Origin of the sequence: Halogeometricum pallidum JCM 14848, from assembly GCF_000337095.1 — an archaeon.
GTDB classification, from domain to species: Archaea; Halobacteriota; Halobacteria; order Halobacteriales; family Haloferacaceae; genus Halogeometricum; species Halogeometricum pallidum.
Genome location: NZ_AOIV01000027.1, coordinates 32,703 through 57,937 on the forward strand (window position 1 = coordinate 32,703; position 25,235 = coordinate 57,937).

The window sequence follows — 25,235 nt, forward strand, 5'->3', positions numbered from 1 at the left end:
CGCTCGCTCGACCGCACGACGCCGTGCGGTCGGATGCGTACTCAGTTGCGGACGCCACTCTGGTTCGCCCGCATCGGACGGCCGCGAAAGTCGGGTATAGGAGTTAATTTATGCGCGCATCCTGACCACACAGACATGGAATACGACCCGCAGGAACTGGAGGAGCGCTGGCGGGAGCGGTGGGCCGAGACGGGCCGGTACGAGGCCGACCCCTCGGAGGCCGACGAGGACCCGACGTTCATCACGGTGCCCTACCCGTACCCCAGCGGTGGGATGCACATCGGTCACGCGCGGACGTACACCGTCCCCGACGTGTACGCCCGGTACCGCCGACAGCAGGGGGACAACGTTCTGTTCCCCATCGCGTGGCACGTCACGGGCACGCCCATCATCGGGGCCGTCGAACGGCTGAAGAAGGGGGAAGAAAAACAGCTGTCGGTCCTGCGCGACACCTACGACGTTCCGGAGGAGACGCTGACGGACCTGGAGACGCCGATGGGCTTCGCCCGCTACTTCATCGAGGAACACTACAAGCGCGGGATGAAGTCGCTCGGCCTCTCCGTCGACTGGCGGCGCGAGTTCACGACGAACGACGAACGCTACTCGAAGTTCATCACGTGGCAGTACGAGACGCTGCGGGACCGGAACCTGCTGGAGAAGGGGCTGCACCCCGTCAAGTACTGCACGAACGAGGAGCAACCGGTCACGACCCACGACCTCTTGGAGGGCGAGGAGGCCGAGTTCCAAGAGTACACGCTCGTCCGCTTCGGCCGCGGCGACACCGTCGTCCCGATGGCGACGCTGCGCCCCGAGACGGTCCGCGGCGTGACGAACGCCTACGTTAACCCCGACGGCGACTACGTCTACGCCGACGTCGACGGCGAGGAGTGGTTCGTCTCGGCGGCGGCCGCCGAGAAACTGCGCCTGCAGGCGCACGACGTCGAGGTGCGCGAGGAAGCCGCCGGCGCCGAGTTGGTCGGCGAACGCGTCACCAACCCCGTCACGGGCGACGAGGTGTTGGTCCTGCCGGCTGACTTCGTCGACCCCGAGAACGCGACGGGCGTCGTCATGTCCGTCCCGGCGCACTCGCCCGACGACTACGTCGCCCTGCAGGAGGCGAAAGCCGACGACGCCCGGATGGAAGAGTACGGTATCGACCCGGCCGACGTCGAGGCCATCGAGCCGATTCCGATACTGACCGTCGAGGGCTACGACGAGATTCCCGCACAGTCGGCCGTCGAGGAGGCGGGCGTCACGAGTTCCGACGACCCCGCCTTGGAGAAGGCGACGAAGGACCTCTACAACAAGGAGTTCCACGCGGGCCGTATGAACGACGACTACGACGAGTTCGCCGGCGAACTCGTCGAGGATATCCGTACCAGATTCCGCGACACCCACCGCGACGGCGGAGCGTTCGGGACGATGCAGGAGTTCTCCGAGCACGTCGTCTGCCGGTGCGGCGGCGACGTCGTCGTCGCCGAACAGGACACCTGGTTCCTGCGCTACAACGACGAGGACTGGAAGGCGAAGGCCCACGAGGTGGTCTCGGAGATGGACGCCGTCCCCGAGAACACCCGCGGCGAGTACGACCACACCATCGATTGGCTGAACGAGTGGCCGTGCATCCGCAACTACGGGTTGGGAACCCGCCTGCCGTGGGACGAGGACTTCGTCATCGAACCGCTGTCGGACTCCACCGTCTACATGGCCTACTACACCATCGCACACCGCCTGCAGGACGTGCCGGTGGAGGAGTTAGACCGGGAGTTCTTCGATACGCTGTTCTACGGCGCCGACGCCGTCGACGACGCGCCCGAACGCGCGGTAGACCTGCGCGAGGAGTGGGACTACTGGTACCCCGTCGACTACCGCTTCTCGGCGAACGACCTCATCTCGAATCACCTGACGTTCTATCTGTTCCACCACGCCGAACTGTTCGACCGCCCGAACTGGCCACAGGGAATCGTCATCATGGGGATGGGGCTGTTGGAGGGCGAGAAGATGTCCTCCTCGAAGGGGCACGTCGTCCTCCCCGGCGCGGCTATCGACGACTACGGCGCCGACACGGTGCGCTTTTTCCTGCTCAACTCGGCGGAACCGTGGCAGGACTACGACTGGCGCGACGACCAGGTGGAGTCCGTCCGCACCCAACTGGAGCGCTTCTGGAACCGCGCCGACGAGATAATCGAGTCGGACGCCCCCGAGGAACGCCCCGAACTCGCCCAAGAGGACCGCTGGCTCCTGTCGAAACTGCAGGCCACGGTCCGAGAGGTGACCGAGGCGATGGAGTCCTCGGAGACGCGGAGCGCCAGTCAAGCGGCCTTCTACAACTTCGAGGAGCAACTGCGGTGGTACCGCCGCCGCACCGACACGGACCGCCCGGCCGCGCGGTGGACGCTCCGGGAGGTCCTGGAGACGCGCCTGCGCCTCTTGGCGCCGTTCGTCCCGTTCATGACGAACGAACTTCACGAGCGGTTGACCGGTACGCCCGCCGAGGACGCGCCGTGGCCCGAACCGGATGCGTCCGCCGAGAGCGCGGCCGCCGAGGCCAGCGAGTCGCAGATAGAGCGGTTGACGGAGGACATCTTGGGAATCCAGCAGTCGCTGGCGAACGCCGACGAGGACGTGCCCGAGGCCGACCCCGACCGCATCGTCGTCACCGTCGCGGCCGACTGGAAGCGCGAGGTGTTCGCCGCCGTTGCCGAGGAGGGGGCGGACCAGGGCGCCGTGATGAGCACGGTGATGCAGAATCCCGACCTGCGCGAACGCGGCAACGAGGTCAACGACCTCGTGGGCGAACTCGTGGAGTTCGCCCGAAGCCGCGACGACGGCGAGGTGGCGGCGCTGGCGGACCTCGAGGAGTACGAGACGTACGAGGCGGCGACCGAGTTCCTCTCGCGGGAGTTCGACGCCGACGTGGAGATCCGTCTCGAAGGCGACGAGGCCGAGGCGACGAAGCAGGCGATTCCGTTCCGACCGGCCGTCGAACTCGAAGTCGAGTAACCGACCTCCGTCGGTTCTCGATTTCGACATACGCCTCGCTATCTAGTTTGCAATTCTATCGCAAGAGACGAACCGCGTGCGCTGTACCGAGTGCGACGTCGAGATGTGTCGGGTCGACTCGCGGCGCGGGTCCGACTGCGAGGACCGGCGGACGTTCGAGTGTCCCGACTGCGGCGCGATGGGAACACGGACGCGCTGGCGACCGTTCCGAACGGCCGACGACGAACGGATTTTTGTGTCGGGGAGCGTAGCGGTCGGTATGGCAGACGACCAAGACTCTCCGGGCGTGGTGCGACGCGTCTACCGAACCGTGACGCCGGGGTATAAATCACACACCGACAGCGGCATGAACTCCGTGGGCTGGATCATCTTCCTGGTCCTCCTCGCCCTGTTTCTCCCCCTGCTCCCGTTTCTCCTCATCGTGTGGGTCGTGACGAAAGTACTCGACTACCTCGCGGCGCAGCGAGGACCGAGCGAAGAGACCGAGACGTAGCGACCGGTTCGGGGTTCAGCTATCGTCGGGGCCGCGACCCCGGCCGTCGAGTCCGAGCAGGTCGAACTCGTAGCCGTTGTCGTTCTCGTCGGCGTGTTCGTAGACGACGTGCGCCGCGGCGACGTCCTGAATCGCCAACCCCGTCGAGTCGAAGACGGAGATGCCGTCCGCGGCGGTGCGGCCCTCCTTCTCCCCGACGACTATCTCGCCGATTGCGCCGTAGATGTCCTCGTCGGCGAGGACGCCCGCGTTGTACGGGACGTTGATTTCGCCCGAGTGCGTGGTCTGTTCGTGGTCGTCGATGACGAGTTTCGCGTCGAGGAGCACCTCGTCGGCGAGTTCGTGTTTCCCCTCGGCGTCGGCGCCCATCGCGTTGATGTGCGTGTGCTCGCCGACGGCCTCGCGCGGGACGATGGGACTCTCGACGGGCGTCACCGTCGAGAGCACGTCGCAGGCGGCGGCCTCCTCGATTGACCCCGCCCGCACGTCGAACTCGTCCTCGAAGGCGTCGAGGAACCGCGCGACGCGTTCCTCGTCGAGGTCCGAGACGACGACTTCCTGGATGTCGCGGACGGTGGAGATAGCCTCCAACTGCGTGTACGACTGGACGCCCGCGCCGACGATGCCCAGCGAGGTGGCGTCCTCGACGGCGAGGTGGTCGGTGGCGACGGCGGCGGCCGCGCCCGTCCGCTTCATCGTCAACTCGGTGCCGTCCATGATGGCGAGGGGGAAGGCCGTCTCCGGCGAGGAGTACACCATCGTTCCCATCACGGTGGGCAGGTCGAATCTGTCGTCGTTGTCCGGGTGGACGTTCACCCACTTGATGCCCGCGGCGTCCCACTCGCCCGCGTCCATGTACGCCGGCATCGACCGGAAGTCGCCGTTGTACTGCGGCAGGTCGACGTAGGACTTCGGCGGCATCTGCGCGTCGCCGCGTTCGAAGGCGGCGAACGCCTCCTCGATGGCGGGGACGAGGTCCCCCATGTTCGCGTTCTCGTGGACGTCGTCGCTGTTCAAGAGCAGCGTTTGCATCTTACCACCCTGTTGCACAGTGCGTTACTTAGTTCATGCTAAAACCGAACGAACTCCCACGTACGCTCTTCGATTCGAATGAGATGTCTCTCGCAGAGAGAAATTGAAAGTTAAGTTGAATCCTCTCCTCGATGGCGTCCGCCGAGTCCGTACCCACCGACCTCCGGCCCCGTAATTTCAAATCGTTTTCATTTACGCGAATTAGAGCATCTCACTGGCCTGAAACTCCCGTAATACGCAGAAGCGGCTTTCTGTACGTGCCGTAATTATACTTCGATGTCAGATCCAGACACCACCTCGGACGACCGGACAGACGCGGAGACGATGCCCGACTCGCGGGGCGCGTTCGCCCTTCGACGCCGGACCCTCGTGCGGGCGGCCGGCGTCGGCGCCGTCGCCGCCGGCAGTGTCGGCGCGTGGGGGATGGCCGCGGCGGCCGACGACGAGAAGACCGCCGAGGGAGGCTACGAGGGGGACCCCGACCACGACGACGGGACGAACCAACCCCCCTCGGCCGACCCGGTGTTCGGGTTCGCGTCCATCTCGCCGGACGTGAAACCGCCCGTCGAACCCGACCACGTGGTCGAGTTGCTGGTCCGGCCGGTCGAGGGCCGGGAGATTCCGGAGTTTTTCTACGACCCCTGCGGCCTGTACGTCGACCCCGGCGATACGGTGAAGTTCTCGTACACGACGCCGCACCACACGATAACGGCGTACCACCCGGCGCGCGGCGAGATGCGACGAGTTCCCGAGGGCGTCCCGCCGTTCTCCTCGCCCGTGTTGAACGCTGAGGCGTACTGGCTCTACACGTTCGAGATACCCGGCGTCTACGACCTCTACTGCGGTCCGCACGAGGCGTTCGGCCACGTGATGCGCGTCGTCGTCGGGACGACGGAGGGGTACGAACCGCTCCCGGACCCGTGCTCGGCGCCGCCGGAGGAGACGTCGACGGAGACTGCGACGCCCGCGACGACGGATACGCCAACCGAGACTGCGACACCGACGGCGACCGAACCGTCGACCGAAACCCCAACGCCCGCGACGACGAGCACGCCGACGGAGACGACGACCGCTTCGGCCACCGAGGCGGCCACTCCGGGGACGACGACCGACGCACCCACGGCGACGGCGACCGAAACGCCGACCGAGGAGGGGGGCGAGGGTGGCGAACCCGAACTTCGACTCCCCCTGTTCACCGGATTGACCGTCCTTCGCGACCCCGCTCTCGACCCGGAGAACATCGTCGCCGACGGCGAGATTCACTGGGAGGACCTCGCCGCCGAGAGCAAGCAGTTGTTCTTCCGCGTCGAGGGCTTCCCGCCCTGTTCGACCGACGAGGCGAGCGAGTAACTGCGCCGCTCGGCTTCTTTGTTCCGCACGCTCGGAGCGACCGCTCTCGGGTCGGCGTCGAAAGAAATCGGATTCGGTTCGGTCCGCAGGCCGACGGTTTCGCGGCGATTCGAGGCTCGGAACGGTGTGTGATGTGGTCTACTCAGACCGACTTCGTCTCGCGGGCGATGCCCGCTCGACAACGAGGTTCGTTCCGAACCTCGCTTACATCGCGCCGCCCATGCCGCCCATGCCGCCCATGCCGCCGGCGGGGGCGCCGCCCTCGTCGTCGCCGCCGCTGGTGCTCAGGTCGCCCGCGGCGATGATGTCGTCGATTTTGAGGACGAGGTTCGCGGCCTCGGCAGCCGAGGAGATGGCCTGCTCCTTCGCGTGGGCGGGTTCGACGATGCCCGCCTCGAAGGTGTTCTCGACCTCGCCGGTGAAGACGTTCAGCCCGGCGTGGGTCTCGCCGTCCTCGTGGGCCGAGCGCAGGTCCACGAGCGTGTCGATGGAGTCGAGACCGGCGTTCTCCGCGAGGACGCGGGGGACGAGTTCGAACGCGTCCGCGAACGCCTCGACGGCGAGCTGCTCGCGGCCGGAGACGGAATCGGCGTAGTTGCGGAGGCGCGAGGCGAGTTCGACCTCGATAGCGCCGCCGCCCGCGAGGACGCGGCCGTCGGAGACGGTCGTGGCCACCACGTCGAGGGCGTCCTCGACGCCGCGTTCGAGTTCGTCGACCACGTGGTCGGTGGAACCGCGGAGGAGCATCGTGACGCCGTGACGCTCGTCGCCGAGGCCCTCGACGTAGAACAGTTCGTCCTCGCCGTCGCGGCGGATCGAAGCCGTCCCGAGGTCGCGGTCGGTGAGGCTGTCGAGGTCGGAGACGATGCTGCCGCCCGCGACGTTCTTCAGGAACTTCATGTCGGACTTCTTCGTCCGACGGACCGCGAGGATGCCCTCCTTCGCGAGGTAGTGCTGGGCCATGTCGTCGATGCCCTTCTGGCAGAACACGACGTCAGCGCCGGAGTCGACTATCTTCTGGACCTTGTCCTTCAGCTGCTTTTCCTCCTGGTCGAGGAACTTCTGGAGCTGGTCCGGCGAGTCGATGCTGACCTGCGTGTCGACGTCGGCCTCCTCGACCTCGATGGGTTCGTTGAGGAGGAGCACGTCGGCCTCGTCGAACTCGGTCGGCATGTCGTCGTGGACGGCGTCCTTGTCGATGACGGCGCCGTTGAGCAGTTCGGACTCCCCGGCGGAGCGACCCGTCTGCGTCTCGATGGAGACGTTCTCGAGGTCGACGACGTGGGAGCCGTCGTCGGCCTCGACGGTGACGCCGCTGACGGCATCGACGATAAGTTCGGCGAGAAGCTCCTTGTTGAGTTCGGAGCTCTTCCCGGTCATGGAGGTCTCGGCGACCTTCTTCAGCAGTTCCTCGTCGCTGGGGTCGACGGTCTCGGCGACGTTGTCGACTTCCTCGCGGGCCTTCTGGCTGGCGAGGTGGAAGCCCTTGATGATGGCCGTCGGGTGGATGTCCTGTTCGAGGAGGTCCTGCGCGTTCTTCAGGAGTTCGCCGGCGATTGCGACGGCCGTCGTCGTCCCGTCGCCCGCCTCGTTCTCCTGGGTCTCGGCGACCTCGACGATCATCTCGGCCGTCGGGTTGTCGATGTCCATCTCCTTGAGGATCGTGACCCCGTCGTTCGTGATGGTCACATCGCCCATCGAGTCGACGAGCATCTTGTCCATCCCTTTCGGGCCGAGTGTGGAGCGTACCGCTTCAGCGACGGCACGGGCGGCGTTGATGTTGTACTCCTGCGCGTCGCGGTCCTTCACGCGCTGAGCGTCCTCTCCCATGATTATCATGGGCTGACCCTGCTGCATTCGCTGGCTCATAGTCACCGCAGGATTGTTTGTGATTCTATATAAAACCTTCGCTACGCTCGCTCGTGCGGAATGTCACCATGAATCACGGAAACCTCCGAAAACCTCCTTACGTGTCGCGTTTCCGTCGCCGCAGACGTTCATCTGTCGCGCGTGCGAACGCGGCGACGGGACGCGGCTTTCGGGGTAGTTTATATACCAACGAGCGGTGGAACGAACCCGACGTCCGAGCGTCGCAGGCAACTCAGGTGCTCGGTCATCAACCGAGCGAACGCCGTCGCTCGGGAGTCGGCGCGCGAAGAAGAGGCGTGGTCGGAGGCCGACGGACGATTAGCGGCCGTCGGGGAGTTCGTCGGCCAGGAACTCCGAATCGCGGGGTTGGTCAGACTCGAACGACGGAAGCTCGTCTTCTGTGTCGAGAGCGTCCACCTCTTCGGAATAGAGACTCTCCTGGAGCTGATTCCGCTTGTTACGACCTTTGCGCTCCCTGCCGTTCTTTGTGTCAGGCATTGTCAACCACGTCTACTCGCGACACACTCATCAATCTTTGGGAGATGTTCGCACGGTGAAACCGGCGGCCACCCGCTCTCTCGTTCACGCGGCCCCGCGGCACGGGCGAACTGCTCAACGCCTCCAACCACTTCCCGCCGGCGAATCTGGGCGAGGAGGAGTCGCTGTTCTCGTTCGGCCACGGGCTGAGTTACACGGCGTTCGAGTACGGCGACCTCCGGATTTCGCCGGGGAAGTCCGCCGCCGCCGACCTCGGCAGCATCGGGGTGTCCGAGACGGTGACGAACGCCGGCGACCGGGCCGGTATCGACGTGGTCGAGGCGTACAACACCCAGTCGTACGGCTCGGTCATCCACCTCGACGAACGCCTGATGGGCTACGAACGGGTCGTCCTCGATTCCGGCGAGCGCGAGCGCGTCACCGTCGACGCTCCGCTGGAGACGCTGTTGGTCCTCCCGGGCGATATGGACGGCGACGCCGAGGAGTTGACCATCGAGGACGGCCGGTACGCCGTCACCGTCGGCGACCTGACCGAGACGTTCACCGCCGGTCCGGCGGTTACGCCGATTGGGAGGCCGAGGAGTCGGAGGAGTAGTTCGTAGGGAAACGCCGGGACAGGGATTTGAACCGCGGTCGCTCACTGCGTTCGCTCCCTGATTCAAATCCCCTTGGTACCGTTTCGACGCTCACGACGACGAGCACACGCTACGCGGTGCTCGTCGGGTAGTTCGCGCCAGAAACGCCGGGACAGGGATTTGAACCCTGGATCCCAAAGGGAACACGCTTTCCAGGCGTGCGCCTTACCACTCGGCCATCCCGGCTCGATTCGAGGTAGCCCGGTGATGCGTTTAAGTCCTTCCTTTCGCGTTGAGACGGTGTTCGGTGGCGTACGCCGCGGCGGTGACCACCAGTCCGACGAGGACCGCGACGCCGGCCGTCGCGCCGAACCCGACGCCCAGCGATCCGACGAGGAGCCGGTACCCCTGCACGAGGACGAGAAACGAGAGCGTCCCCACGAGACCCCACAGCGCCGCCGACCGGGCGCGCGGAGACACCTTACTCCGACACGTCCGCGATGGCCTCTATCTCCACGTCTGCCCCCTTCGGGAGCGCCCCCACTTCCAGTGCGCTCCGCGCCGGCGGTTCCTCCTCGAAGTACCCCGAATAGGTCTCGTTCATCTCCTCGAAGTCGTCGATGTCGTCGAGGTAGACGTTCACCTTGAGCACGTCCGAGGCGTCCGCGCCCTCCGATTCGAGGATGGCCATCACGTTGTCGAGCGACTGCTCGGTCTGGGTGGCGATGTTCTCGTCGTCGAGGAGTTCGCCGTCCGGGGTGAGGGGAATCTGCCCGGCCGTGAACAGGACGGAACCGTTCGTCGTCGCCTGACTGTACGCGCCTACCGCCGCGGGGGCGTCGTCCGTGCTGATGGTTCGCTTCACACGCGGCGTCTCACCCTCGCTCGACTTAAAACTGAGAGAATCGCGGGCTGCATTTTCCGGTGGAGGGACCGAGCTTCGACCGGCCGCAGTCGAGGCTCAGACGAGGACTTCGACCGCGTACCCCCTCTCGCGGAGGGCCGACAGCAGGTCCTCGACGTGGTCGTGCCCGCGCGTCTCCAAGTCCAGTTCCACGTCCGTCTCGTTCATCCCTATCTCCCGGGAGGTCCGGTCGTGCCGGATGGCGTAGATGTTCGCCTGCGCGTCGGCGATGACCGAGAGCAGGTCGTGGAGGGCGCCCGGCCGGTCTCGGAGCACTGTCCGCACCTTCAGGTACCGACCCGTCTCCACGAGGCCGCGCATGACGACGGTGGTGAGTTGATTCATGTCGATGTTGCCGCCGCAGAGGGCCGGGACGACCACCTCCCCCTCCTCGTAGTCGAACTTCTCGAAGACCAACGCCGCGAGAGCGACGGCGCCCGCCCCCTCGACCAGCGTCTTCGAGCGTTCGAGCAGGTAGGTGAGCGCCACGGCTATCTCCTCGTCGGAGACGGTGACCACCTCGTCGACGTACTTCTGGATGACCTCGAACGGCCTGTCGCCGACGCGGCGCGTGGCGATGCCGTCGGCGATGGTGTTGACGCTGTCGAGTTCGTGGACCGACCCCTTCCGGAGCGACTCGGCCGCGCTGGAGGCACCCTCGGCCTGCACCCCGATGACGCGCACGTCGGGCAGTTGCTCTTTCACCGCGGTGGCGATGCCGGAGATGAGACCGCCGCCGCCGATGGGGACGACCACGGTGTCAACCTCGGGGCAGTCTTCGACGATTTCGAGACCGATGGTGCCCTGCCCGGCCATCACGTAGTCGTCGTCGAACGCGTGGACGTAGGTGCGGCCTTCCTCGGCCTCTATCTCGTGCGCCCTCGCCTGCGCCTCGTCGTAGTCCGCGCCGTGCAGCACCGTCTGCGCGCCGTACCGGCGCGTCGCCTTCACCTTCGAGATAGGGGCGTGCTCGGGCATCACGACCGTCGAATCGACGCCCGCCCGGGTCGCCGCGAGGGCGACGCCCTGCGCGTGGTTGCCGGCGCTGGCGGTCACGACGCCCGCCTCCTTCTCCGCCTCCGAGAGCATCGCGATGCGGTTCATCGCGCCGCGTATCTTGAACGACCCCGTGCGCTGGTTGTTCTCCAACTTTAGGTGGACCGCCGCGCCGGTCATCTCCGAGAACGTGTACGAGTAGTCCAGCGGCGTGCGCTTTGCGACCTCCTCGACCCGGTCGCGCGCCGCCTCGACGTCGGCAAGCGAAATCATACGCCGCGATTCCGCGGCCCGCCGGGTAAGCGTTCGCATTACGCTTTCGGACGCGTCAATTTGTGCGCCCGCGGCAGCGGAGTCGGACTCGCGTTCGCTCCCGAGCGCTTCCGCTCGGAGAAGTGTAAGGGGGGAATGCACGCGTGTGACGTGCAGTTGTCCCTCCGTTCGGATGCTATATAAATATCCTCCAGGCGTGGCGGAAGTGAAAACGGCGGACGGCGGCGCCTTCAACGCCGCGTCAGACGGTCGTCGTTCGTCCGTCTTCTCCTGAGTCTCGCTCTTCGATTACAACATCGTTTTCCGACAGATAGCGCTCGACGCGGGTCCGCAAGTCACCTTCGCCGGGCCACTCGGCGTCCGCGTTCAGACGAGTCGCGTCGCCCACGTAGACGAAGGCGCTCCCGCCGTCCACGCGCGGGAGTTCGACGCGGACGTAGAGGCCGGAATCGACCCCCTCGTAGGCGTCGAGCGTCGCCACGTCGTCGGTTTCGAGCAGGCGACCGGAGACGGATCCGCCGGGGGCCAGCGTCGGATAGCGTCCCGCGGCGCGGTGGAGTCCGTCGACGCGCGCGTCGGGGCCGAACGACCAGTCGTCGAGGAGTCGGTCCACCTGACCGGAGTCGGTGAGCGTCCCGTAGACGAAGAACGGGGGCATGACGGGCCGTTCGACGCCGAGGGTCCTTCCGTTTCCGGTACCGTCAAGCGCGCCCCACGACTCGTGGCCGCATGGACACCGGGCGACTCCGCGGCGTCTGGCGACGGGTGTTCTCGCTGGCGTGGCCCGTCATGGCCGAGCAGACGACGCGGACGCTCATGCGCACCGTCGACGTGTTGGTGACCGCGGCGCTGTCGCCCGCCGCCGTCGTCGCCATCGGCCTCGCGGACCTGTTCGCCCGCTTTCCCCTCCGCATCGGCCTCGGACTCGGCGGCGCCGCCATCGCCCTCTCCAGTCAGGACACGGGAAGCGGGGCCGACGCCAACCGCGACGAGGCGGTGACGCAGGCGATACTCGTCGCCTTCCTCGTCGGCCTGCCGTTCGTGCTCGCCGGCCACTTCCTCGGCGACGCGTTGGTCGGTCTGTTTCCCGCCAGCGACGACGCCGTCCGCCTCGGCGGCACCTACCTCGCGGTCATCTTCGCCACCGCGCCCGCCCGACTCGTCGTCCTCGTCGCCGCGCGCGCCCTGCAGGGACTCGGCGACACCCGAACCCCGATGTACGTCAACGTCGTCGCCAACGTCCTCAACGTCTCGCTGTCGGTCGGTCTCGGGTTCGGTCTGGTCGGTCTCCCGAAACTCGGCGTCTTCGGCGTCGGCCTCGCCACCTCGACGGCCAACGTCCTCTCGGCCGTCCTCCTCTTGGCCGCCACGTACCGCCCGTCCTCGCCCGTCGCGTTCGCGCGGCCGACGGACCCCACCGTCGGCGCGCAACTCGTCCGGGTCAGCCTTCCCCGAATCGCGGAGGGGTTCACCGCCGAACTCGCGGAGTTCCCGTTCAACGCGCTGCTGCTCTCGCTCGGAGACGTCGCCGGGGGAACCCCGGCGGCCCGCCAGGCGTCGCCTGGCGACGTGGCGAACGCGGGGTTCCAAATCGGCCGGCGCGTCTACCAGCAGGTGACGGGACCGCTCGTCCGCGGCTACAACGTCGCCGCGAGCGTCCTCGTCGGCCAAGCGCTCGGCCGGGAGGACCCGTCGACGGCCCGGTACGAGGGGTGGGCGACGGCCGCCCTCTCGCTCTGCACCGTCGGCGTCATCGGCCTCCTGCTCGTCGCCTTCGCCGACCCCGTCGTCGCCGCCCTCGGCTTCGGCGGGTCGGACGCGGCGCTCGAATACGCCGCCGAGTTCGCCGTCGTCTACGGCGTCTCGGCCCCCCTGCTGGCGCTGTTCGTCTCGCTGTCGGGGGCGTTACAGGGCGCGGGGGCGACGCGGCTCCCCTTCCTCGCGCGACTGACGGGGATGTTCGGCTTCTTCGTCGGCTTCTCCTACCTCGCCGTCGAGCGGTTCGAGATGGGTCTGTTCGGCGTCTACGCCGGCGTGTTCCTCGCGTACGCGTGGATGAGTCTGTTCGTCGTCGTCGCGTTCCGGTACGCCGACTGGGCGGGGACGGCGGCGGGTCTCCTGCGCGAACGCGGGAGCGTCGACGGGGACGACTGAACGGGAAATCGACGACGGAGAAAAGCGGAGAACCGTGATGTGCGTCCGCGCCTACCGCTCGTCGGCGGACGTGAACGTCCGGTCCTTGTCGCCGACGTAGCGCGCGCGCGGACGGATGAGGCGGTTGTCCTCGTACTGCTCGATGACGTGGGCGACCCACCCGCCGACGCGTGACATCGCGAAGATGGGCGTGTAGATGTCGACGGGAATGCCCATCTGGTAGTACGTCGAGGCCGAGTAGAAGTCGACGTTCGGCGCGAGACCCTTCTCCTCGCCGATGTACTCCTCGATGGCGACGGAGTAGTCGTACCACTTCATGTCGCCCGCGGCCTCGCCGAGTTCCTCGCTTTTCTCGCCGAGGATGACGGCGCGCGGGTCCTTCACGTTGTAGACGCGGTGACCGAACCCGGGGACGCGGCGGCCGCCTTCGAGGGCGTCCTGCACCCACTTTTTGGGGTCTTTGTCGCTGTCGTCTATCTCCTTGAGCATGCTCATCACGTTCGCGTTCGCGCCGCCGTGCAGCGACCCCGCGAGCGTTCCGACGGCCGAGGTGACCGCGCTGTGCATGTCCGACAGCGTCGACGCCGTGACCATCGCCGAGAACGTGGAGGCGTTCAGCCCGTGGTCGGCGTGCAGGACGAGGGCCATGTCGAACGTGTTCGCGAGCACCTCGTCTGGTTCCTCGCCGTTGAGCATGTAGAGGAAGTTCGCGGCGTGTCCGAGGTCCTGACGCGGGCTCACGGCGTTCTCACCGTTGCGGAGGCGATTGAACGCCGCGAGCGCCGTCGGTATCTTCGCCGTGATGCGCCGACCCTTGCGGATGTTCGCTTCGAGGTCGGTCACGTCCTCGTGGTCGGCGTCCTCGTCGTACGCCGACAGCGTCGAGACGACCGTTCGGAGCGCCGCCATCGGCACCTCGTCGGCGTCGGCGAGTTCTCGAATCTCCTCCAACACGCCGTCGTCGAGTTCGCGCTCTTTCGACATCTTCTCGGAGAACTCGTCGAGTTCCTCGCGCGTCGGAAGTTCCCCGTGCCAGAGGAGGTAGACGACTTCCTCGTACGACGCGTCGGGCGCGAGGTCCTCGATGGTGTACCCGCGATACACCAGCTCTCCGGCGTCCCCGTCGATGTAGCTCAGTTCCGACTCAGCAACGAGAACGCCTTCAAGACCCCGCTTTAACTCGTCTGACATACTATTACGGTACCCGTCCGTCTCAAAAAAGCGTTATCGTTCACCCCAAACATATTTCGACGACCGTCGAATACACCTTCGACAAGATACGTGTCGGCACCCGGTGTCGCCCCCGTTCGGCGACGCCCGCGACACGCCGTTCGGGCGTGGCACGACTCGCCACGGCACGGCGATACGGAGATATAGGCGCTTCGCGTATCGGGCGCCACTGACGTTGTCGCTAACAACCCTTTTCACACGACGGCCTGAACGTTCTCCCATGAATCCCGAGGACGTGGAGTACGAACCGGTCAGCGTCAAGGCGGTGCTGGCCGAGATGAAGGACACGGCCGAACTCCTCATCGACCTCTCGTTCTCCGCGGTCCTCAACGGGAGCGACGACATCGCTCGGGAAGTGCTCGAACTCGAAGAGCGCATGGACGTCCTCCAACTGCAGGGCCGGATGAGCCTCCTCATGGCGGCGCGGACCCCCGAGGACGCCGAGCAACTCGCGCCCGTCCTCGGCGTCGTCAGCGCGGCCGAGAAGATATCCAACGCCGCGGGCGACATCGCGAAGGTCGTCATCGAGGACATCGGCCTGCCGGACGCCATGCGCTCGGCGCTCCCGGAGGCGACCGAGATGCTGGTACGCGCCACCGTCGACGACTCCTCGGCGTACGCGGGTCGCTCGCTCGCCGAGATAAACATGGAAACCGAGATGGGCGTCCGGGTCATCGCCATCCGCCGCCGGTCGGCGACGGGCAAGCGCCGGTGGATAACCAACCCCCACCACGAGACGACTATCGAGGGGGGTGACATCCTCCTCCTCCGCGGCCCCCAGAGCGGTATCCAGACCGTCTTCGAGGCGGTTTCCGGCGCTCCCTTCGAACTCCCCGAGACGCACGACTCGCCCATCGAGGACCTCGAACGCGCCGTCGACTCCATCATCCTGATGAAGGACATGAGCGAACTCGCCGTCGACCTCGCGTACGGGTCGGTGCTGTTCGACTCCGAGGACGTGGCCGAGGAGGTGTCAGAACTGGAGGCGGAGGTGGACGCCCTCAAATCGAGGTTCGAGGCGTGGGTGCTCCGCGCCGCCGAACGCGTCGAGGACCCCGTACAACTGCGCGGCCTCTTCCACATCGCCTCCGCGACGGAGGTCATCTCCGACGCGGCCCTCGAAATCTCCGAGGGCGTCCTGCGCGGCATCGACGCCCACCCCGTCGTCGCCGCCGCCGTCGAAGAGTCCGACGAGATAATCGTCCGGTTCCGCGTCGGCCCGGACAGTTCGCTGGCGAACACGACGCTGGGCGACCGGATGGTCAAGACGGAGACGGGGATGCGCGTCATCGCCGTCCGCCGCGCCGACGGCAGCGAGTGGGTCGTCCAACCCGGTCCGACCACCGCGCTCCGTCCCGAGGACGTGCTCATCGCCAAGGGCACCCGGGCGGGAGCCGAACGCCTCGGCGAACTCCTCGACGACCCCCAGCAGTTCGAGGACTGAGGCGGCGTCGCCGCGACCGGCCCGGAACGCTTCGGAACGGTCGATATCTCAGATAACCGGTTCGACAACAGTTATTTTGCCTATCTCCGATACGCGGACGTGAGTCTCGTCGCAGAGTTCTCGCTCCCCCGAGGCGATCTGCTGTTGGGTCGAGTTCCGACCGACTGGACCGGCCGCGTCGCGTTCGAGCGGTTCGTCTCCGCCCCCGCGACGCCGCTCTCGTTCCTCCGCGCCTCCGGCGACGTCGAGGCGTTCGTCGCGTCGGCCCGGGCGGACGCCGCCGTCGAGTCGCTGGTCGAACTCGACGCCGCGCCCGCGTGGACGCGGTACCAGCTCTCGTGGTCACCCCGGGTCGAGTCCGTCCTCGAACCCCTCCTCCGGACGGCGACGGTGGTCGAGGCGGCCGCCAGCGAGCGATGGATCTTCCGCCTGCGCTTCGCGGAGTTCGACGACGTCGCGACGTTCCGGCAGCGCATCGACGACATCTGCGTCTCGCTCGAACTCCGCCGCCTCCACGAGGGGTCGCGCGCCGAGGAGACGGACCGGCGGATGACCGACCTTCAGCGACGGACGCTGACGGTGGCGCTCCGCGAGGGCTACTTCGAGGTGCCGCGGTCGGCGACCCTCTCGGACCTCGCCGCGGAACTCGGCGTCTCGAAGCAGGCCGTCTCGGAACGGCTCAGGCGCGCGCTCTCGATTCTCGCAGCGGACGCCGTCGGGACGACGGGCACCACTTAAACTACTGGACAAATCAACGCCGAGGACCATCCGTGTTTCCGTGGTGGTCTGTAGCACGAATGTGTGGAGTGGCGTTTTCCGACGGCGGCGCGACGGGCGCGCCGAACGAGGGGGGATCCGGGGGACAGCCGTGACGGCCGCCGCGTCCGGCCCATCGAACGAAAGAGAGGACGGAGAGGAGTTCGCCGTCCGACTCGTCAGAGAGATCGCTCGGGCGTTGGACCGGGATCCGCTCGACCTCCCGCCGCTGGCGCGGGAGGTCGACTTGGAGGCGCTCTCGTCGCTGGTGCGGGACGGCCGCACCGCCGTCTCCTTCGAGTACGAAGGCTGTGAGGTCGAAATCGAACCGAGCGGCGACGTCTCCGTCGCGCCCTTGGGCGGCGGGGGGGCAGACGACGGCGTCGCGCGGTCGGACGCCGACGCCGCGTAACCCCGCTCACATCTCCTTCGCGAGTCTGTACGCCGAGACGACGGTCAGCGCCGCGGTCACGAGGAGCGCCGTCGACGACGCGAGGACGAACGCCAGCACGGCGAACCAGCCCTCGGCGCCGAGAAACGGGTACCGCTGCGTCCCGGCGAACGGGCCGAACAGTTCGAGGACGCGGAACAGGTAGGCGACGGCCGCCAGGAGGACGCCGACGGCGGCGCCGGCTTTCGCGTTCCGCGAGACGTGCAACGCTTGGGCGAGTCCGCGCTGGGGCGGCCGCTCCGGAACCTCGTCGCTCACGGTTCTCCCTTCCGGCCCCGTTCGCATAGCCTCGTCGGAATCCGCCGCCGTTCAGGTGTACGCCTCGAACTCGCGACCGAACGCGAGGAAGTAGCCCGTCCCGAGGAGTCCGACCGCCGTCGCGACGAGGAACGCCGTCTCGGGGCTTCTCGCGTAGAGCCAGCCGCCGACGGCCGCCGACGGGATGGTGACGGCGTTGCGGACGAGGTAGTAGGAGCCGACGACGCGCCCGCCCGCGTTCTCCTCGGCGGGGCCGACGATGAGCGCTTTGTGCGCGGGCAGGCCGGCGAACCGGAGCCCCGAGAACGCGAACAGCAGCGTCACGACGAGGGCGTCGTCGGGGGCGTTGACGAGGAGGACGGGAAAGAGAGCGTAGACGGCGAAGCCGACGGCGACGACGGGTTTCAGTCCGACGCGGCGGGCGAGTTTTGCCACCGGCACCATCGTGAGGAGGGCGACGGCCATCTCGACGGCGAGGAGGACGCCGAAGAAGGCGTCCGGCGAGAGCGTCACGCCGAGCGAGGGAATCGAGAGGCCGACGCCGAGGAACTCGACGACGACGATGACGAAGAAGACGTACACCATACCGTTGGCGAAGCGGACGAGCGTGTCGCCGACAAGCAACGGACGGAGGGGGGCGGGCATCCCGCGCAGGTCCGAGACGACGGTGGCGACGCCCTCGAACGACGTGCCGACGCTGTCACCACTGGCGTCGTAGAGGACGTGCTGAGCCGCCGTCGCCACCGCGGCGAAGAGGGCGGCGACGGCGAGGACGACGCGGAACCCCGTCTCGAAGGCGAACAGCGAGAGGACGCCCGCGGCGAACAGGGGGCCGAGGAGGAAGGCGGTCCGGCGGAACGTCTCGGTGCTGGCGAACCCCGTCGCGAGGCGGTCCGGGGGGACGCTCTGCTTCACGATGGCGAACGTCGCGCCGAGGCCGAACGACTTCCAGGCCTGCGCCAGCAGGAGGCCGACGAAGATACCCACGGGAAGGAGGACGGGGTCGACAACGAACGCGCCGAAGGCGAATCCGGGTAGTGCCATCGTCCCGAAGGCGCCGGCGAACACCCAGACGAGGAAGCCGACGGTGGAGGCGAGACCGAACGCGGTCAGCGACGCCCGCGACCCGATGCGGTCCGAGAGGGCGCCGCCGGGGTAGGGGTAGACGGCGCTGATGAGGTTGCCGAAACTCCCGTATAGGCCGATGGCGACGCTCCCCGCACCGAGGACGCTCAGATACCGCGGCATGTACCGCCCAGTCATCTGGAAGCCGAGGCTGAACGCGAACATCGCCGCCGAGAGGACGAGCACGTCCCCGTCGAGGGCGAAGAAGCGGCGGAACGTCGAGAGCGCGTCCGGGTCGTCCGTCTCACCGCGTGCCATACGCACAGACTCGAGCGGTAGAACAAGTCTCTCCCGGTCGTGCGGAACGGTGCCGCGGTGTACCGAACGTTGCCAAACCGGGTAGAATCGGCGCGCCTACAGGTGAAGCCAGCGGGTCGACCCGTGCTCCGGGAGATGCCAGCGCTGGTAGATCTTGTCGTCCTCCGAGCGCACGTCCACCTGCGCGTCGCAGGACGCCGCGAGCGAGTCTCGAAACGCCGCGTCGTCGGCGTCGACGTGGTAGTAGGCCATGCCGCGGACGCCGACGACGGAGTCGGTGACGCCGCCGAGGAGGTCGACGGTCCGGTCGTCGCCGACCGTCTCGGTGAGTTCCGCCATCGAGTCGACGCTGAGGCGGAGTTCCCCGGGCCCCAGCGACCCCGACGCGTCGAACGTGTCCACGGCGTCGCAGACGGTGTTGCTCAGGTCGTCGGCACCGACCTGCGGCGTCGACGCCTCCTCGAGAATGCTCCGGAAGTTAACGACCGAGACGGACTCGCTGCCGGCGTCGACGCCGCGAGGCAGTCGGTCTCTCAGCGTCTCGTCGTTCTCCTCGGCGGTTACGACGATGCGGGAATACTCGGGCAGCGATCCGAGGGTCCGGCGACTCGCTCGCTCCGTGCTCAGGTCGTCGTCGCAGCTAACGAGGACCGAGCAGCCGCCCTGCTTCATTCGGAGAAGCGCTCGTCGGAACGTCTCCGGTTGCAATTCCGCTGACATAGTATCGGTATATACCCATATTTTTCAGGGCTTCTCATTCTGTTATTATCTACGGACCCTGATAACTGTTGTTTCCGGATTGGTACCGCTTTTTAGTCCGTCGGGCGAGAAACCCCCGGCCGCGCGCGAGAAGCGTCACACTCCGTTCCGTCCCCCTCGTTCCGTCCGCCCACCGGCGAGAACGTCAAGCGATACCGAACGGATAAAGGGCGGCGCATCCGACCGTCTTAGTAATGATTTCGCTCGGCAGTGCGAGTGCGGCCCCCGGCGAGGCGGACACGGGCCGCCTCGAAGTGGGTGAGATGCGCGACGGGACGCCCGTGGGCCTTCCCTGCGCCGTCGTCAACGGCGCCTCCGACGGGAAGACGCTCTACCTGCAGGCGGCCTCGGACGGGGACGAACTGAACGGCGTCGGCGTCATCCAGCGGTTGTTTCCGCGACTCGCCCCCTCGGAACTCTCCGGTCAGATATTCGTCGTCGGTATCGTCAACTTCCACGCCTTCCAGGTGGCTCAACACCGGAATCCGATAGACGACACGAAGATGAACCGGGCGTACCCGGGCGACAGTAACGGCACCTCCTCGGAACGCATCGCCGCGGCGACGTTCGACGTCGCTCGGGAGGCGGACCTCATCGTCGACCTCCACCAGGGTTCCACCTCGCAGATGATAGACGAGGTGCGCGTCCGGTGCGGCCGCCACCACCGCCTCCACGGCGACTGTCTCAGCCTCGCGAAGACGTTCGGATGCGGGTACGTGCTGGACCAGAAGGGCCCGGACGGCCAACTCGCCCGCGCCGGCCCCGACGAGGGCGTCCCGACCATCGACCCCGAACTCGGCGGCTGTGTCGGGTGGGACGAGGAGAGCATCCGCAAGGGCGTCCGCGGCGTCGAGAACGTCCTCCGCGGCTACGGCTTCCTCGAGGGGTCCGTCGAGACGGAACGACAGACCCGCGCGAAGGGGTTCGACCAGTACGGCTCGCCCGCCGGCGGCCTCGTCCGCTTCCAGAAGAGCCTCGGCGAACGGGTGTCGGCCGGCGACGCGGTGTTCGAGGTGACGGACGTGTTCGGCAGCCTCAAGGCCCGCGTCACCGCCGACGGCCCCGGCGTCTTCTGGCGCTCCCGTCGCCTCCCGCAGGTCGCCACCGGCGAGTACGTCTGCTCGGTCGGCACCGACGTCGATAGCTTCTGATGACGCTTTCCTCCCTCTCCCTCCGGTGTTCGGCGTGCGGCGAGACGTACGAGACCGAGTGGGCGTGGTGCTGCGACTGCGGCGCCCCCCTTGACTTCCTCGCCGACCCGCACCCCTCGCGCGACGCGCCCGACCCTCGCGGGTTCGACGACCGGCGCGGCCTCTGGTCGTTCGCGGACTTCCTGCCCGTCGGCCCACACGTCACCCTCGGGGAGGGGATGACGCCCCTCGTCGACGCCCCCGAGTGGGACGCGTCGTTCAAACTGGAGTACGTCTTCCCCACCGGGTCGTTCAAGGACCGCGGCGCGACGACGACGCTCTCCGTCGCCGCGGAACTCGGCGTCGAGAACGTCGTCGAGGACTCCTCGGGCAACGCCGGCGCCGCGATAGCCACCTACGCCGCCCGCGCCGGCCTCGACGCCGACATCTACGTCCCGGCGTCGGTGAAGGCCTCGAAACTCCGCGCCATCGAACGCGCCGGCGCGACGCCCGTCCGCGTCGAGGGCACCCGCGAGGACGTGACCGACGCCTGCGTCGAGGCGGTCGAACGCGGCGACGGCTGGTACGCCTCTCACTCGTGGAACCCCGCGTTCTTCGCCGGCACGGCCACGTTCGCCTACGAGGTGGCCTACCAGCGCGGGTGGTCCGCGCCCGACGCCGTCGTGACGCCACTCGGTCACGGGACGCTGTTCCTCGGCGCCTATCGCGGGTTCCGCGCGCTCAGAGACGCGGGGTGGATAGACGAGATGCCGAAACTGCTCGGCGCGCAGGCGGCCGGCTATGCGCCCGTCGCCGAGGAGTTGCACGGACCGACCGACGGCAGAAACGACGCGGCCGACGGCATCCGGATACGCGACCCGACGCGACTCGGGCAGATTCTCGCCGCCGTCGACGCCACCGACGGCGACGCCATCGCCCTCTCGGAGGCGGCGGCCGAATCCGAGCTAGAAGACCTGCACCGCTGCGGGTTCTACACCGAACCGACGTGCGCCGTCGCGCCCGCCGCCCTCCGCGAGTACCGCGACCGGGGGATTCTCTCGCCCGAGGACGACGTGGTGGTTCCGCTGACGGGAAGCGGGTTGAAAGGCTGAACGCGCTCCCGAACGATCGAACGCAGAACCCGACCAAAAACGAGTTAGCTCGGCCGACCGGCGTCCCGGCCGGGTGTCTCCACGTCCGTCTCCGTCTCACCGCGGTACGTGTCGATTCCGAGCGCACGGTTGAGCGGGCACTTCTGCGTGATACCCGTCACCGCGAGGAGCGGTCCGACGACGAGTCGAGCGATGCGGTCGTAGCCACCGACGTTCTTCTGCATTTTTCCTCGGCTCTCCCTACGTCGCGCGAACGCATAACGAGCGTCGCTGCTTCTCGGAACCGAAGAATCGAGCTACCGCTCGTACCGTCGCCGTCGCCCGCTCAGCCGTTCGTCCCAGTCGATCCACTCCTGTTCCCATCCGGTCGGCGCGAAGTAGCCCGTCTCGTCGCTGTCCAACTCGGCGTCCTCGCGCATCGTTCGGTTGCGCGCGAGGCCGCCCCGCTGTTCCCCCTCGACGAGGAGGGGTTCGAGGGCGACCGGACCGTGCTTTTCGACCACCTCGCCCGCGTCGTCGACGCTCACGAGCGTCTGTTTGGGGCCGCCCATCGGGAGGACGAGCCGACCGTCGGACGCCAGTTGCGAGACGAGGCGCTCCGGCGGGCCGAGGGACGCCGCCTCGACGAGGATGCGGTCGAACGGCGCGTACTCGGGGAGTCCCTCCGCGCCGTCGCGGCAGTCGACGAGGACGGCCGACGCGTCCGCGGACTGGAGGTTCGACCGCGCCTCGTAGACGAGGGTGCGGTCGATGTCGACGGCGTGGACGTGCGTCTCGCCGACGATTTCGGCCAACAGCGCGGCGGTGTAGCCGACCCCCGCGCCGACGACGAGCACGTCCTCCTCGGGTTCCGCCGAGAGCGCAGAGAGGAGTCGGGCGACGTTCGCCGGCGAGAGGACCGTCGAGCCCTCGAAGTCGCCGTTGCGGTTCTGGTACGGGGCGTTCTCGACGAACTCGTGTCGCGGGACGGTTCGCATGGCGAGGGCGACGGACTCGGCCACGTCCATGCCGTGTTCGAGGCCGTCGACCATGTCTTCTCGCAGTACCGCGGGGTCCATACGCCCCTTCGGAATCCCGTACTAATCAACTGCACGCTCGGGACGACGCGCGACGACGGCCGAGCGGTCGTCGCCGGGCACCGCGCGCACCGTCACGTCGACGAACCCGGCTGATTCGAGCCACGAGCGGTACGCCTTCTCGGGGTAGGCGTCGCCGCGGCCGACGCCAAGCGCGCGGACCCGCGCCCGGACCGCCGCCCGCGACCCGTCGCGCAGGGCGTCGACGAGGACGAGCGTCCCGCCCGGTTCGAGGGCGTCGAACGCGGCGGACAGGAGCGTCCGGTTCTCCTCGGCGCCGAACCGACTCGTCGCGTCCGCCGCGAACGCGAGGTCGAACCGCGAACCCGCTCGGAAGTCGGCCGCGTCCGGGACGTCGGCCGCGACGGTCTGTACCTCCCGGTGTGCGAGCATCGGGGCCACGGCGTCGACGGCGGCCGGTTCGTCGACGAGCGTCGTCTCGAAGCCGCGGGCGGCGAACTCGGTCGCGTACGCGCCCGAGGCCCCGCAGACGTCGAGGACGCGTTCGGCCCCGGGCGCCTCGCGCACGGCGGCGGTGACGCGCGCCCGAACCCGCGCCTCGTCCGTCGCGGCGTGCGCGCCCAGTCGGTTCCGCGTCCACTCCTCGGGCGGGTCGGGCGCCTCGCCCGTCCGCATCGTCTCCGGGAGGGCGGCCCAGCGGTCGAACAGGTCCAACGCGTGCGGAAGGCGGCCGATGGACCGCACGTCGCGCTTGGCGAGGAAGCCGAGCGCGCGGTTCGTTATCTCGTACTCGTCGCCGACGCGGCGGAGGTATCCGAGGTCCGCGAGTGATTCGACGACGACGCGGGCGGCGTGTTCGGTCACGCCCGACTCGGCGGCGGCCGCCTCGGGCGTCCCCGCGGTGTCGAGAATCGCCTCCAGGAGGCCGCTCCGACGGGCGGCCCACAGGACGAACAGTTCCTCCCTGTCGAGCGACGACCGGTCTCGCGTCGGCATACCGCCCCGGACGGCGGGCCGGGTAAAAGCGGCTCCGTTCCGACTCGCTCACGACTCCATCACCCACCGAAACGGATGCATAATATCCTTCTGTACTGACTGTTTCAAACCGTTTCACGCGAGAAACCGGCAGACAGCGTCGAGGTCGATCCGTTCTGTTTCGGACCCTTGTTAGCCGAAACGTACGCGATAGTTTATACAACCGGAGCGGTTCGCTGCTCTCACGATGGGTACCCGAGAAACTCCAGCACACGACTCGGCGTACGACACTCACACCTCCACGGTCCGAACCGACGGCGACCGCTCGGACCGACGCCCGCGCATCTCGCGCGACGACGCGTTCCACGTCCTCCAAGACGAGGGTCGCCGTGCAGTCATTCGGTTCCTCCTCGCTAAGAAGACGGAGGAACCGACCCCGCTCTCGACGCTCGCGGCGTTCATCGCGGCCGTCAAATACGGCGACAGCGAGTCGACGGCCGTCGGCGAGGTGCAAGAACGAGTGCGCGTTGCGCTTCACCACTCGCACCTACCGGTGCTCGAGGACCACGGTCTGGTCGTCTACGACCACGCGACGCGGACGGTCGAACCGAGACCGCTCCTCACGGCCCTCGACCCGTTCCTCGAAGACGGACTCGACGCCGAACGAGACCTGACGGTCGACCCCGACCGGGCCGAGGACCGCGGACTCGGCGGCGCGCGGTAACCGCGTCGCTCAGGTTGGGCCCGAAGAACTCCCGCTCTCGCCGGCGTTCCCGCGCGTCGTTCGTCCGCCTCCCGAGCGTCGGCGTCGGCCGCCGCTATCGGCCCCGGCCGGTCACCACGCCGACCACGCCGAGGTGGTCTTGTCGGTGCCGTACAGGCGATTGATGTCCTTCGCGTACACCATGTCCCCGTCGTGGTCGAGTTTCCCGTGGCGGTACTCCGGCGCGTCCTCGCGGACGTGGAGGGCCTTCACGAGGAACTCCTCGTCGCCGAACGACTCCGTGTCGCCGACGGTGAACTCGTAGTCGCCGGGGACGTTCACCTTGAAACTCCGGGTGTTCTCGCGATAGCCCGTCCCCTCTTTCGGGTTGACGGTGACGCGCACGGAGACGTTATCGACGGCGCGGGTCCAGATGGTCTTGGCGTCCTCGACGGTGGCCTCGTCGACGCGTTGCTCCGGGCCGACTTCGATGCCCGTGATGCGGACGAGCATGATAGCCTCGGGCGTGTCGACGATGAACTCTTCGCCGGCGGCGATGGTTTCGGTCGGCGGCACGTCGACCATCGTGGTGAACGACTCGTCGTCCTGCGAGATGACGACCTTTCGTTCGACTTCCGTCTCCTCTTCGACCCGCACCTTGTGGACGTGGCTGCACTCCGTGCAGCGAACCGTGGTGTGGCCGCCCGGTTTCAGCACCTCGTGCACCGTCTCCTCCGCGGGCGAACAGGAGGGACAGGCGACCGCGATACGGTCCTGCGTGTTGCTCATACGGCCTGTTATCCCGTCACGCCGTAAAAATCCGCCCTTCCGCGGGTCGCCGTGGGATGGT

At 67.6% G+C, this 25,235-nt stretch carries 26 protein-coding genes and 1 tRNA gene; 11 read left to right on the forward strand and 16 right to left on the reverse strand.

The window, feature by feature from the left end:
- The first annotated feature begins 135 nt into the window (after positions 1-135).
- Complete coding sequence (gene leuS / locus C474_RS12010) at positions 136-3,003, forward strand: leucine--tRNA ligase (protein WP_008387129.1); 2,868 nt, start codon at positions 136-138, stop codon at positions 3,001-3,003.
- A 259-nt stretch (positions 3,004-3,262) separates the two neighbouring features.
- The gene (locus C474_RS12015; RefSeq protein ID WP_049916957.1) at positions 3,263-3,496 is read left to right on the forward strand and encodes a DUF7535 family protein; all 234 of its coding nucleotides are present in this window, start codon (positions 3,263-3,265) and stop codon (positions 3,494-3,496) included.
- 15 nt (positions 3,497-3,511) lie between these two features.
- Here C474_RS12015 and C474_RS12020 read toward each other — a convergent pair whose 3' ends face one another.
- Positions 3,512-4,528: an ornithine cyclodeaminase family protein gene (locus C474_RS12020; RefSeq protein WP_008387131.1), complete on the reverse strand. Its 1,017-nt coding sequence runs from the start codon at positions 4,526-4,528 to the stop codon at positions 3,512-3,514.
- 276 nt (positions 4,529-4,804) lie between these two features.
- Here C474_RS12020 and C474_RS12025 point away from each other — a divergent pair, with 276 nt between their 5' ends.
- Positions 4,805-5,878, forward strand: coding sequence for a cupredoxin domain-containing protein (locus C474_RS12025; protein WP_008387132.1), 1,074 nt, complete (start codon positions 4,805-4,807; stop codon positions 5,876-5,878).
- 204 nt (positions 5,879-6,082) lie between these two features.
- Here C474_RS12025 and thsB read toward each other — a convergent pair whose 3' ends face one another.
- Together thsB and C474_RS12035 are read right to left on the reverse strand one after the other, a co-directional pair.
- Positions 6,083-7,717 (reverse strand): thermosome subunit beta, encoded by a 1,635-nt coding sequence (thsB, locus tag C474_RS12030; RefSeq protein WP_008387133.1) that lies wholly within the window; start codon positions 7,715-7,717, stop codon positions 6,083-6,085.
- A 348-nt stretch (positions 7,718-8,065) separates the two neighbouring features.
- The gene (locus tag C474_RS12035; protein WP_049916939.1) at positions 8,066-8,245 is read right to left on the reverse strand and encodes a hypothetical protein; all 180 of its coding nucleotides are present in this window, start codon (positions 8,243-8,245) and stop codon (positions 8,066-8,068) included.
- A gap of 278 nt (positions 8,246-8,523) precedes the next feature.
- On the opposite strand from C474_RS12035, the gene C474_RS12040 reads away from it, so the two are divergent.
- Positions 8,524-8,847, forward strand: coding sequence for a fibronectin type III-like domain-contianing protein (locus C474_RS12040; RefSeq protein ID WP_160166836.1), 324 nt, complete (start codon positions 8,524-8,526; stop codon positions 8,845-8,847).
- A 138-nt stretch (positions 8,848-8,985) separates the two neighbouring features.
- On the opposite strand, the gene C474_RS12045 is transcribed toward C474_RS12040, so the two are convergent.
- The 5 genes from C474_RS12045 to C474_RS12065 all read right to left on the reverse strand — a co-directional run bounded on the left by C474_RS12045 (position 8,986) and on the right by C474_RS12065 (position 11,651).
- Positions 8,986-9,066 (reverse strand) — tRNA-Ser (locus C474_RS12045).
- 27 nt (positions 9,067-9,093) lie between these two features.
- Complete coding sequence (locus tag C474_RS12050) at positions 9,094-9,300, reverse strand: hypothetical protein (protein ID WP_008387135.1); 207 nt, start codon at positions 9,298-9,300, stop codon at positions 9,094-9,096.
- A gap of 1 nt (position 9,301) precedes the next feature.
- Positions 9,302-9,685 (reverse strand): Rid family detoxifying hydrolase, encoded by a 384-nt coding sequence (locus C474_RS12055; protein WP_008387136.1) that lies wholly within the window; start codon positions 9,683-9,685, stop codon positions 9,302-9,304.
- Positions 9,686-9,781: 96 nt separating this feature from the next.
- Entirely contained in the window at positions 9,782-10,993 is a 1,212-nt protein-coding gene (gene ilvA / locus C474_RS12060; RefSeq protein WP_008387138.1) for a threonine ammonia-lyase, read from the reverse strand.
- Positions 10,994-11,234: 241 nt separating this feature from the next.
- Positions 11,235-11,651: a gamma-glutamylcyclotransferase family protein gene (locus C474_RS12065; protein ID WP_008387141.1), complete on the reverse strand. Its 417-nt coding sequence runs from the start codon at positions 11,649-11,651 to the stop codon at positions 11,235-11,237.
- A gap of 71 nt (positions 11,652-11,722) precedes the next feature.
- Between C474_RS12065 and C474_RS12070 the strand changes: the two genes are divergently transcribed.
- A complete protein-coding gene (locus tag C474_RS12070; protein ID WP_008387143.1) occupies positions 11,723-13,147 on the forward strand; it encodes an MATE family efflux transporter in 1,425 nt (474 codons plus the stop codon).
- A 51-nt stretch (positions 13,148-13,198) separates the two neighbouring features.
- On the opposite strand, the gene citZ is transcribed toward C474_RS12070, so the two are convergent.
- Positions 13,199-14,338: a citrate synthase gene (gene citZ / locus C474_RS12075; protein ID WP_008387145.1), complete on the reverse strand. Its 1,140-nt coding sequence runs from the start codon at positions 14,336-14,338 to the stop codon at positions 13,199-13,201.
- Between the two features lie 259 nt (positions 14,339-14,597).
- Between citZ and C474_RS12080 the strand changes: the two genes are divergently transcribed.
- The 3 genes from C474_RS12080 (at position 14,598) to C474_RS12090 (ending at position 16,989) form a co-directional block, all read left to right on the forward strand.
- A complete protein-coding gene (locus tag C474_RS12080) occupies positions 14,598-15,821 on the forward strand; it encodes a potassium channel family protein (RefSeq protein WP_008387147.1) in 1,224 nt (407 codons plus the stop codon).
- A 99-nt stretch (positions 15,822-15,920) separates the two neighbouring features.
- Positions 15,921-16,559, forward strand: a complete 639-nt coding sequence (locus tag C474_RS12085) for a helix-turn-helix domain-containing protein (protein WP_008387149.1) — start codon at positions 15,921-15,923, stop codon at positions 16,557-16,559.
- 130 nt (positions 16,560-16,689) lie between these two features.
- Positions 16,690-16,989, forward strand: a complete 300-nt coding sequence (locus C474_RS12090; RefSeq protein WP_008387151.1) for a HalOD1 output domain-containing protein — start codon at positions 16,690-16,692, stop codon at positions 16,987-16,989.
- Positions 16,990-16,995: 6 nt separating this feature from the next.
- Here the strand turns inward: C474_RS12090 and C474_RS12095 are convergent, their stop codons facing one another.
- From C474_RS12095 to C474_RS12105, 3 genes are all read right to left on the reverse strand, one after another.
- Complete coding sequence (locus tag C474_RS12095; protein ID WP_008387153.1) at positions 16,996-17,313, reverse strand: DUF7536 family protein; 318 nt, start codon at positions 17,311-17,313, stop codon at positions 16,996-16,998.
- 24 nt (positions 17,314-17,337) lie between these two features.
- Positions 17,338-18,669: an MFS transporter gene (locus C474_RS12100; protein ID WP_008387155.1), complete on the reverse strand. Its 1,332-nt coding sequence runs from the start codon at positions 18,667-18,669 to the stop codon at positions 17,338-17,340.
- Between the two features lie 96 nt (positions 18,670-18,765).
- A complete protein-coding gene (locus tag C474_RS12105) occupies positions 18,766-19,389 on the reverse strand; it encodes a DUF7504 family protein (protein ID WP_049916940.1) in 624 nt (207 codons plus the stop codon).
- Positions 19,390-19,622: 233 nt separating this feature from the next.
- Here C474_RS12105 and C474_RS12110 point away from each other — a divergent pair, with 233 nt between their 5' ends.
- Together C474_RS12110 and C474_RS12115 are read left to right on the forward strand one after the other, a co-directional pair.
- Positions 19,623-20,579, forward strand: coding sequence for a succinylglutamate desuccinylase/aspartoacylase family protein (locus C474_RS12110; RefSeq protein ID WP_008387159.1), 957 nt, complete (start codon positions 19,623-19,625; stop codon positions 20,577-20,579).
- Positions 20,579-21,670 (forward strand): pyridoxal-phosphate dependent enzyme, encoded by a 1,092-nt coding sequence (locus C474_RS12115; protein ID WP_008387160.1) that lies wholly within the window; start codon positions 20,579-20,581, stop codon positions 21,668-21,670. Before C474_RS12110 ends, C474_RS12115 begins: the two co-directional genes overlap by 1 nt.
- A 44-nt stretch (positions 21,671-21,714) precedes the next feature.
- Here the strand turns inward: C474_RS12115 and C474_RS12120 are convergent, their stop codons facing one another.
- The 3 genes from C474_RS12120 to C474_RS12130 all read right to left on the reverse strand — a co-directional run bounded on the left by C474_RS12120 (position 21,715) and on the right by C474_RS12130 (position 23,703).
- Complete coding sequence (locus tag C474_RS12120; protein WP_008387162.1) at positions 21,715-21,894, reverse strand: YgaP family membrane protein; 180 nt, start codon at positions 21,892-21,894, stop codon at positions 21,715-21,717.
- A gap of 72 nt (positions 21,895-21,966) precedes the next feature.
- Positions 21,967-22,728 (reverse strand): protein-L-isoaspartate O-methyltransferase family protein, encoded by a 762-nt coding sequence (locus C474_RS12125; RefSeq protein ID WP_008387164.1) that lies wholly within the window; start codon positions 22,726-22,728, stop codon positions 21,967-21,969.
- A 21-nt stretch (positions 22,729-22,749) separates the two neighbouring features.
- Complete coding sequence (locus tag C474_RS12130; protein WP_008387165.1) at positions 22,750-23,703, reverse strand: class I SAM-dependent methyltransferase; 954 nt, start codon at positions 23,701-23,703, stop codon at positions 22,750-22,752.
- 226 nt (positions 23,704-23,929) lie between these two features.
- Between C474_RS12130 and C474_RS12135 the strand changes: the two genes are divergently transcribed.
- Positions 23,930-24,406 carry a DUF7344 domain-containing protein gene (locus C474_RS12135; RefSeq protein WP_008387167.1) on the forward strand — a complete coding sequence of 159 codons (477 nt, stop codon included), beginning with the start codon at positions 23,930-23,932 and terminating at the stop codon, positions 24,404-24,406.
- A 111-nt stretch (positions 24,407-24,517) separates the two neighbouring features.
- Here the strand turns inward: C474_RS12135 and C474_RS12140 are convergent, their stop codons facing one another.
- Complete coding sequence (locus C474_RS12140; RefSeq protein ID WP_008387169.1) at positions 24,518-25,174, reverse strand: HVO_0476 family zinc finger protein; 657 nt, start codon at positions 25,172-25,174, stop codon at positions 24,518-24,520.
- Between the last annotated feature and the right edge of the window lie 61 nt (positions 25,175-25,235).

Excerpts from the sequence above, each read along its gene's own strand:
- C474_RS12130 (WP_008387165.1), bottom strand. The coding sequence starts at position 23,703 with ATGCCGACGCGAGACCGGTCGTCGCTCGACAGGGAGGAACTGTTCGTC.
- C474_RS12140 (WP_008387169.1), bottom strand. The coding sequence starts at position 25,174 with ATGAGCAACACGCAGGACCGTATCGCGGTCGCCTGTCCCTCCTGTTCG.
- C474_RS12105 (WP_049916940.1), bottom strand. The coding sequence starts at position 19,389 with ATGTCAGCGGAATTGCAACCGGAGACGTTCCGACGAGCGCTTCTCCGA.
- C474_RS12020 (WP_008387131.1), bottom strand. The coding sequence starts at position 4,528 with ATGCAAACGCTGCTCTTGAACAGCGACGACGTCCACGAGAACGCGAAC.
- thsB (WP_008387133.1), bottom strand. The coding sequence starts at position 7,717 with ATGATAATCATGGGAGAGGACGCTCAGCGCGTGAAGGACCGCGACGCG.
- C474_RS12120 (WP_008387162.1), bottom strand. The coding sequence starts at position 21,894 with ATGCAGAAGAACGTCGGTGGCTACGACCGCATCGCTCGACTCGTCGTC.
- C474_RS12025 (WP_008387132.1), top strand. The coding sequence starts at position 4,805 with ATGTCAGATCCAGACACCACCTCGGACGACCGGACAGACGCGGAGACG.
- C474_RS12080 (WP_008387147.1), top strand. The coding sequence starts at position 14,598 with ATGAATCCCGAGGACGTGGAGTACGAACCGGTCAGCGTCAAGGCGGTG.
- C474_RS12100 (WP_008387155.1), bottom strand. The coding sequence starts at position 18,669 with ATGGCACGCGGTGAGACGGACGACCCGGACGCGCTCTCGACGTTCCGC.
- C474_RS12015 (WP_049916957.1), top strand. The coding sequence starts at position 3,263 with ATGGCAGACGACCAAGACTCTCCGGGCGTGGTGCGACGCGTCTACCGA.
- C474_RS12035 (WP_049916939.1), bottom strand. The coding sequence starts at position 8,245 with ATGCCTGACACAAAGAACGGCAGGGAGCGCAAAGGTCGTAACAAGCGG.
- C474_RS12135 (WP_008387167.1), top strand. The coding sequence starts at position 23,930 with ATGGGTACCCGAGAAACTCCAGCACACGACTCGGCGTACGACACTCAC.
- C474_RS12065 (WP_008387141.1), bottom strand. The coding sequence starts at position 11,651 with ATGCCCCCGTTCTTCGTCTACGGGACGCTCACCGACTCCGGTCAGGTG.
- C474_RS12095 (WP_008387153.1), bottom strand. The coding sequence starts at position 17,313 with ATGCGAACGGGGCCGGAAGGGAGAACCGTGAGCGACGAGGTTCCGGAG.
- ilvA (WP_008387138.1), bottom strand. The coding sequence starts at position 10,993 with ATGATTTCGCTTGCCGACGTCGAGGCGGCGCGCGACCGGGTCGAGGAG.
- C474_RS12115 (WP_008387160.1), top strand. The coding sequence starts at position 20,579 with ATGACGCTTTCCTCCCTCTCCCTCCGGTGTTCGGCGTGCGGCGAGACG.
- citZ (WP_008387145.1), bottom strand. The coding sequence starts at position 14,338 with ATGTCAGACGAGTTAAAGCGGGGTCTTGAAGGCGTTCTCGTTGCTGAG.
- C474_RS12110 (WP_008387159.1), top strand. The coding sequence starts at position 19,623 with ATGATTTCGCTCGGCAGTGCGAGTGCGGCCCCCGGCGAGGCGGACACG.
- C474_RS12125 (WP_008387164.1), bottom strand. The coding sequence starts at position 22,728 with ATGGACCCCGCGGTACTGCGAGAAGACATGGTCGACGGCCTCGAACAC.
- leuS (WP_008387129.1), top strand. The coding sequence starts at position 136 with ATGGAATACGACCCGCAGGAACTGGAGGAGCGCTGGCGGGAGCGGTGG.
- C474_RS12070 (WP_008387143.1), top strand. The coding sequence starts at position 11,723 with ATGGACACCGGGCGACTCCGCGGCGTCTGGCGACGGGTGTTCTCGCTG.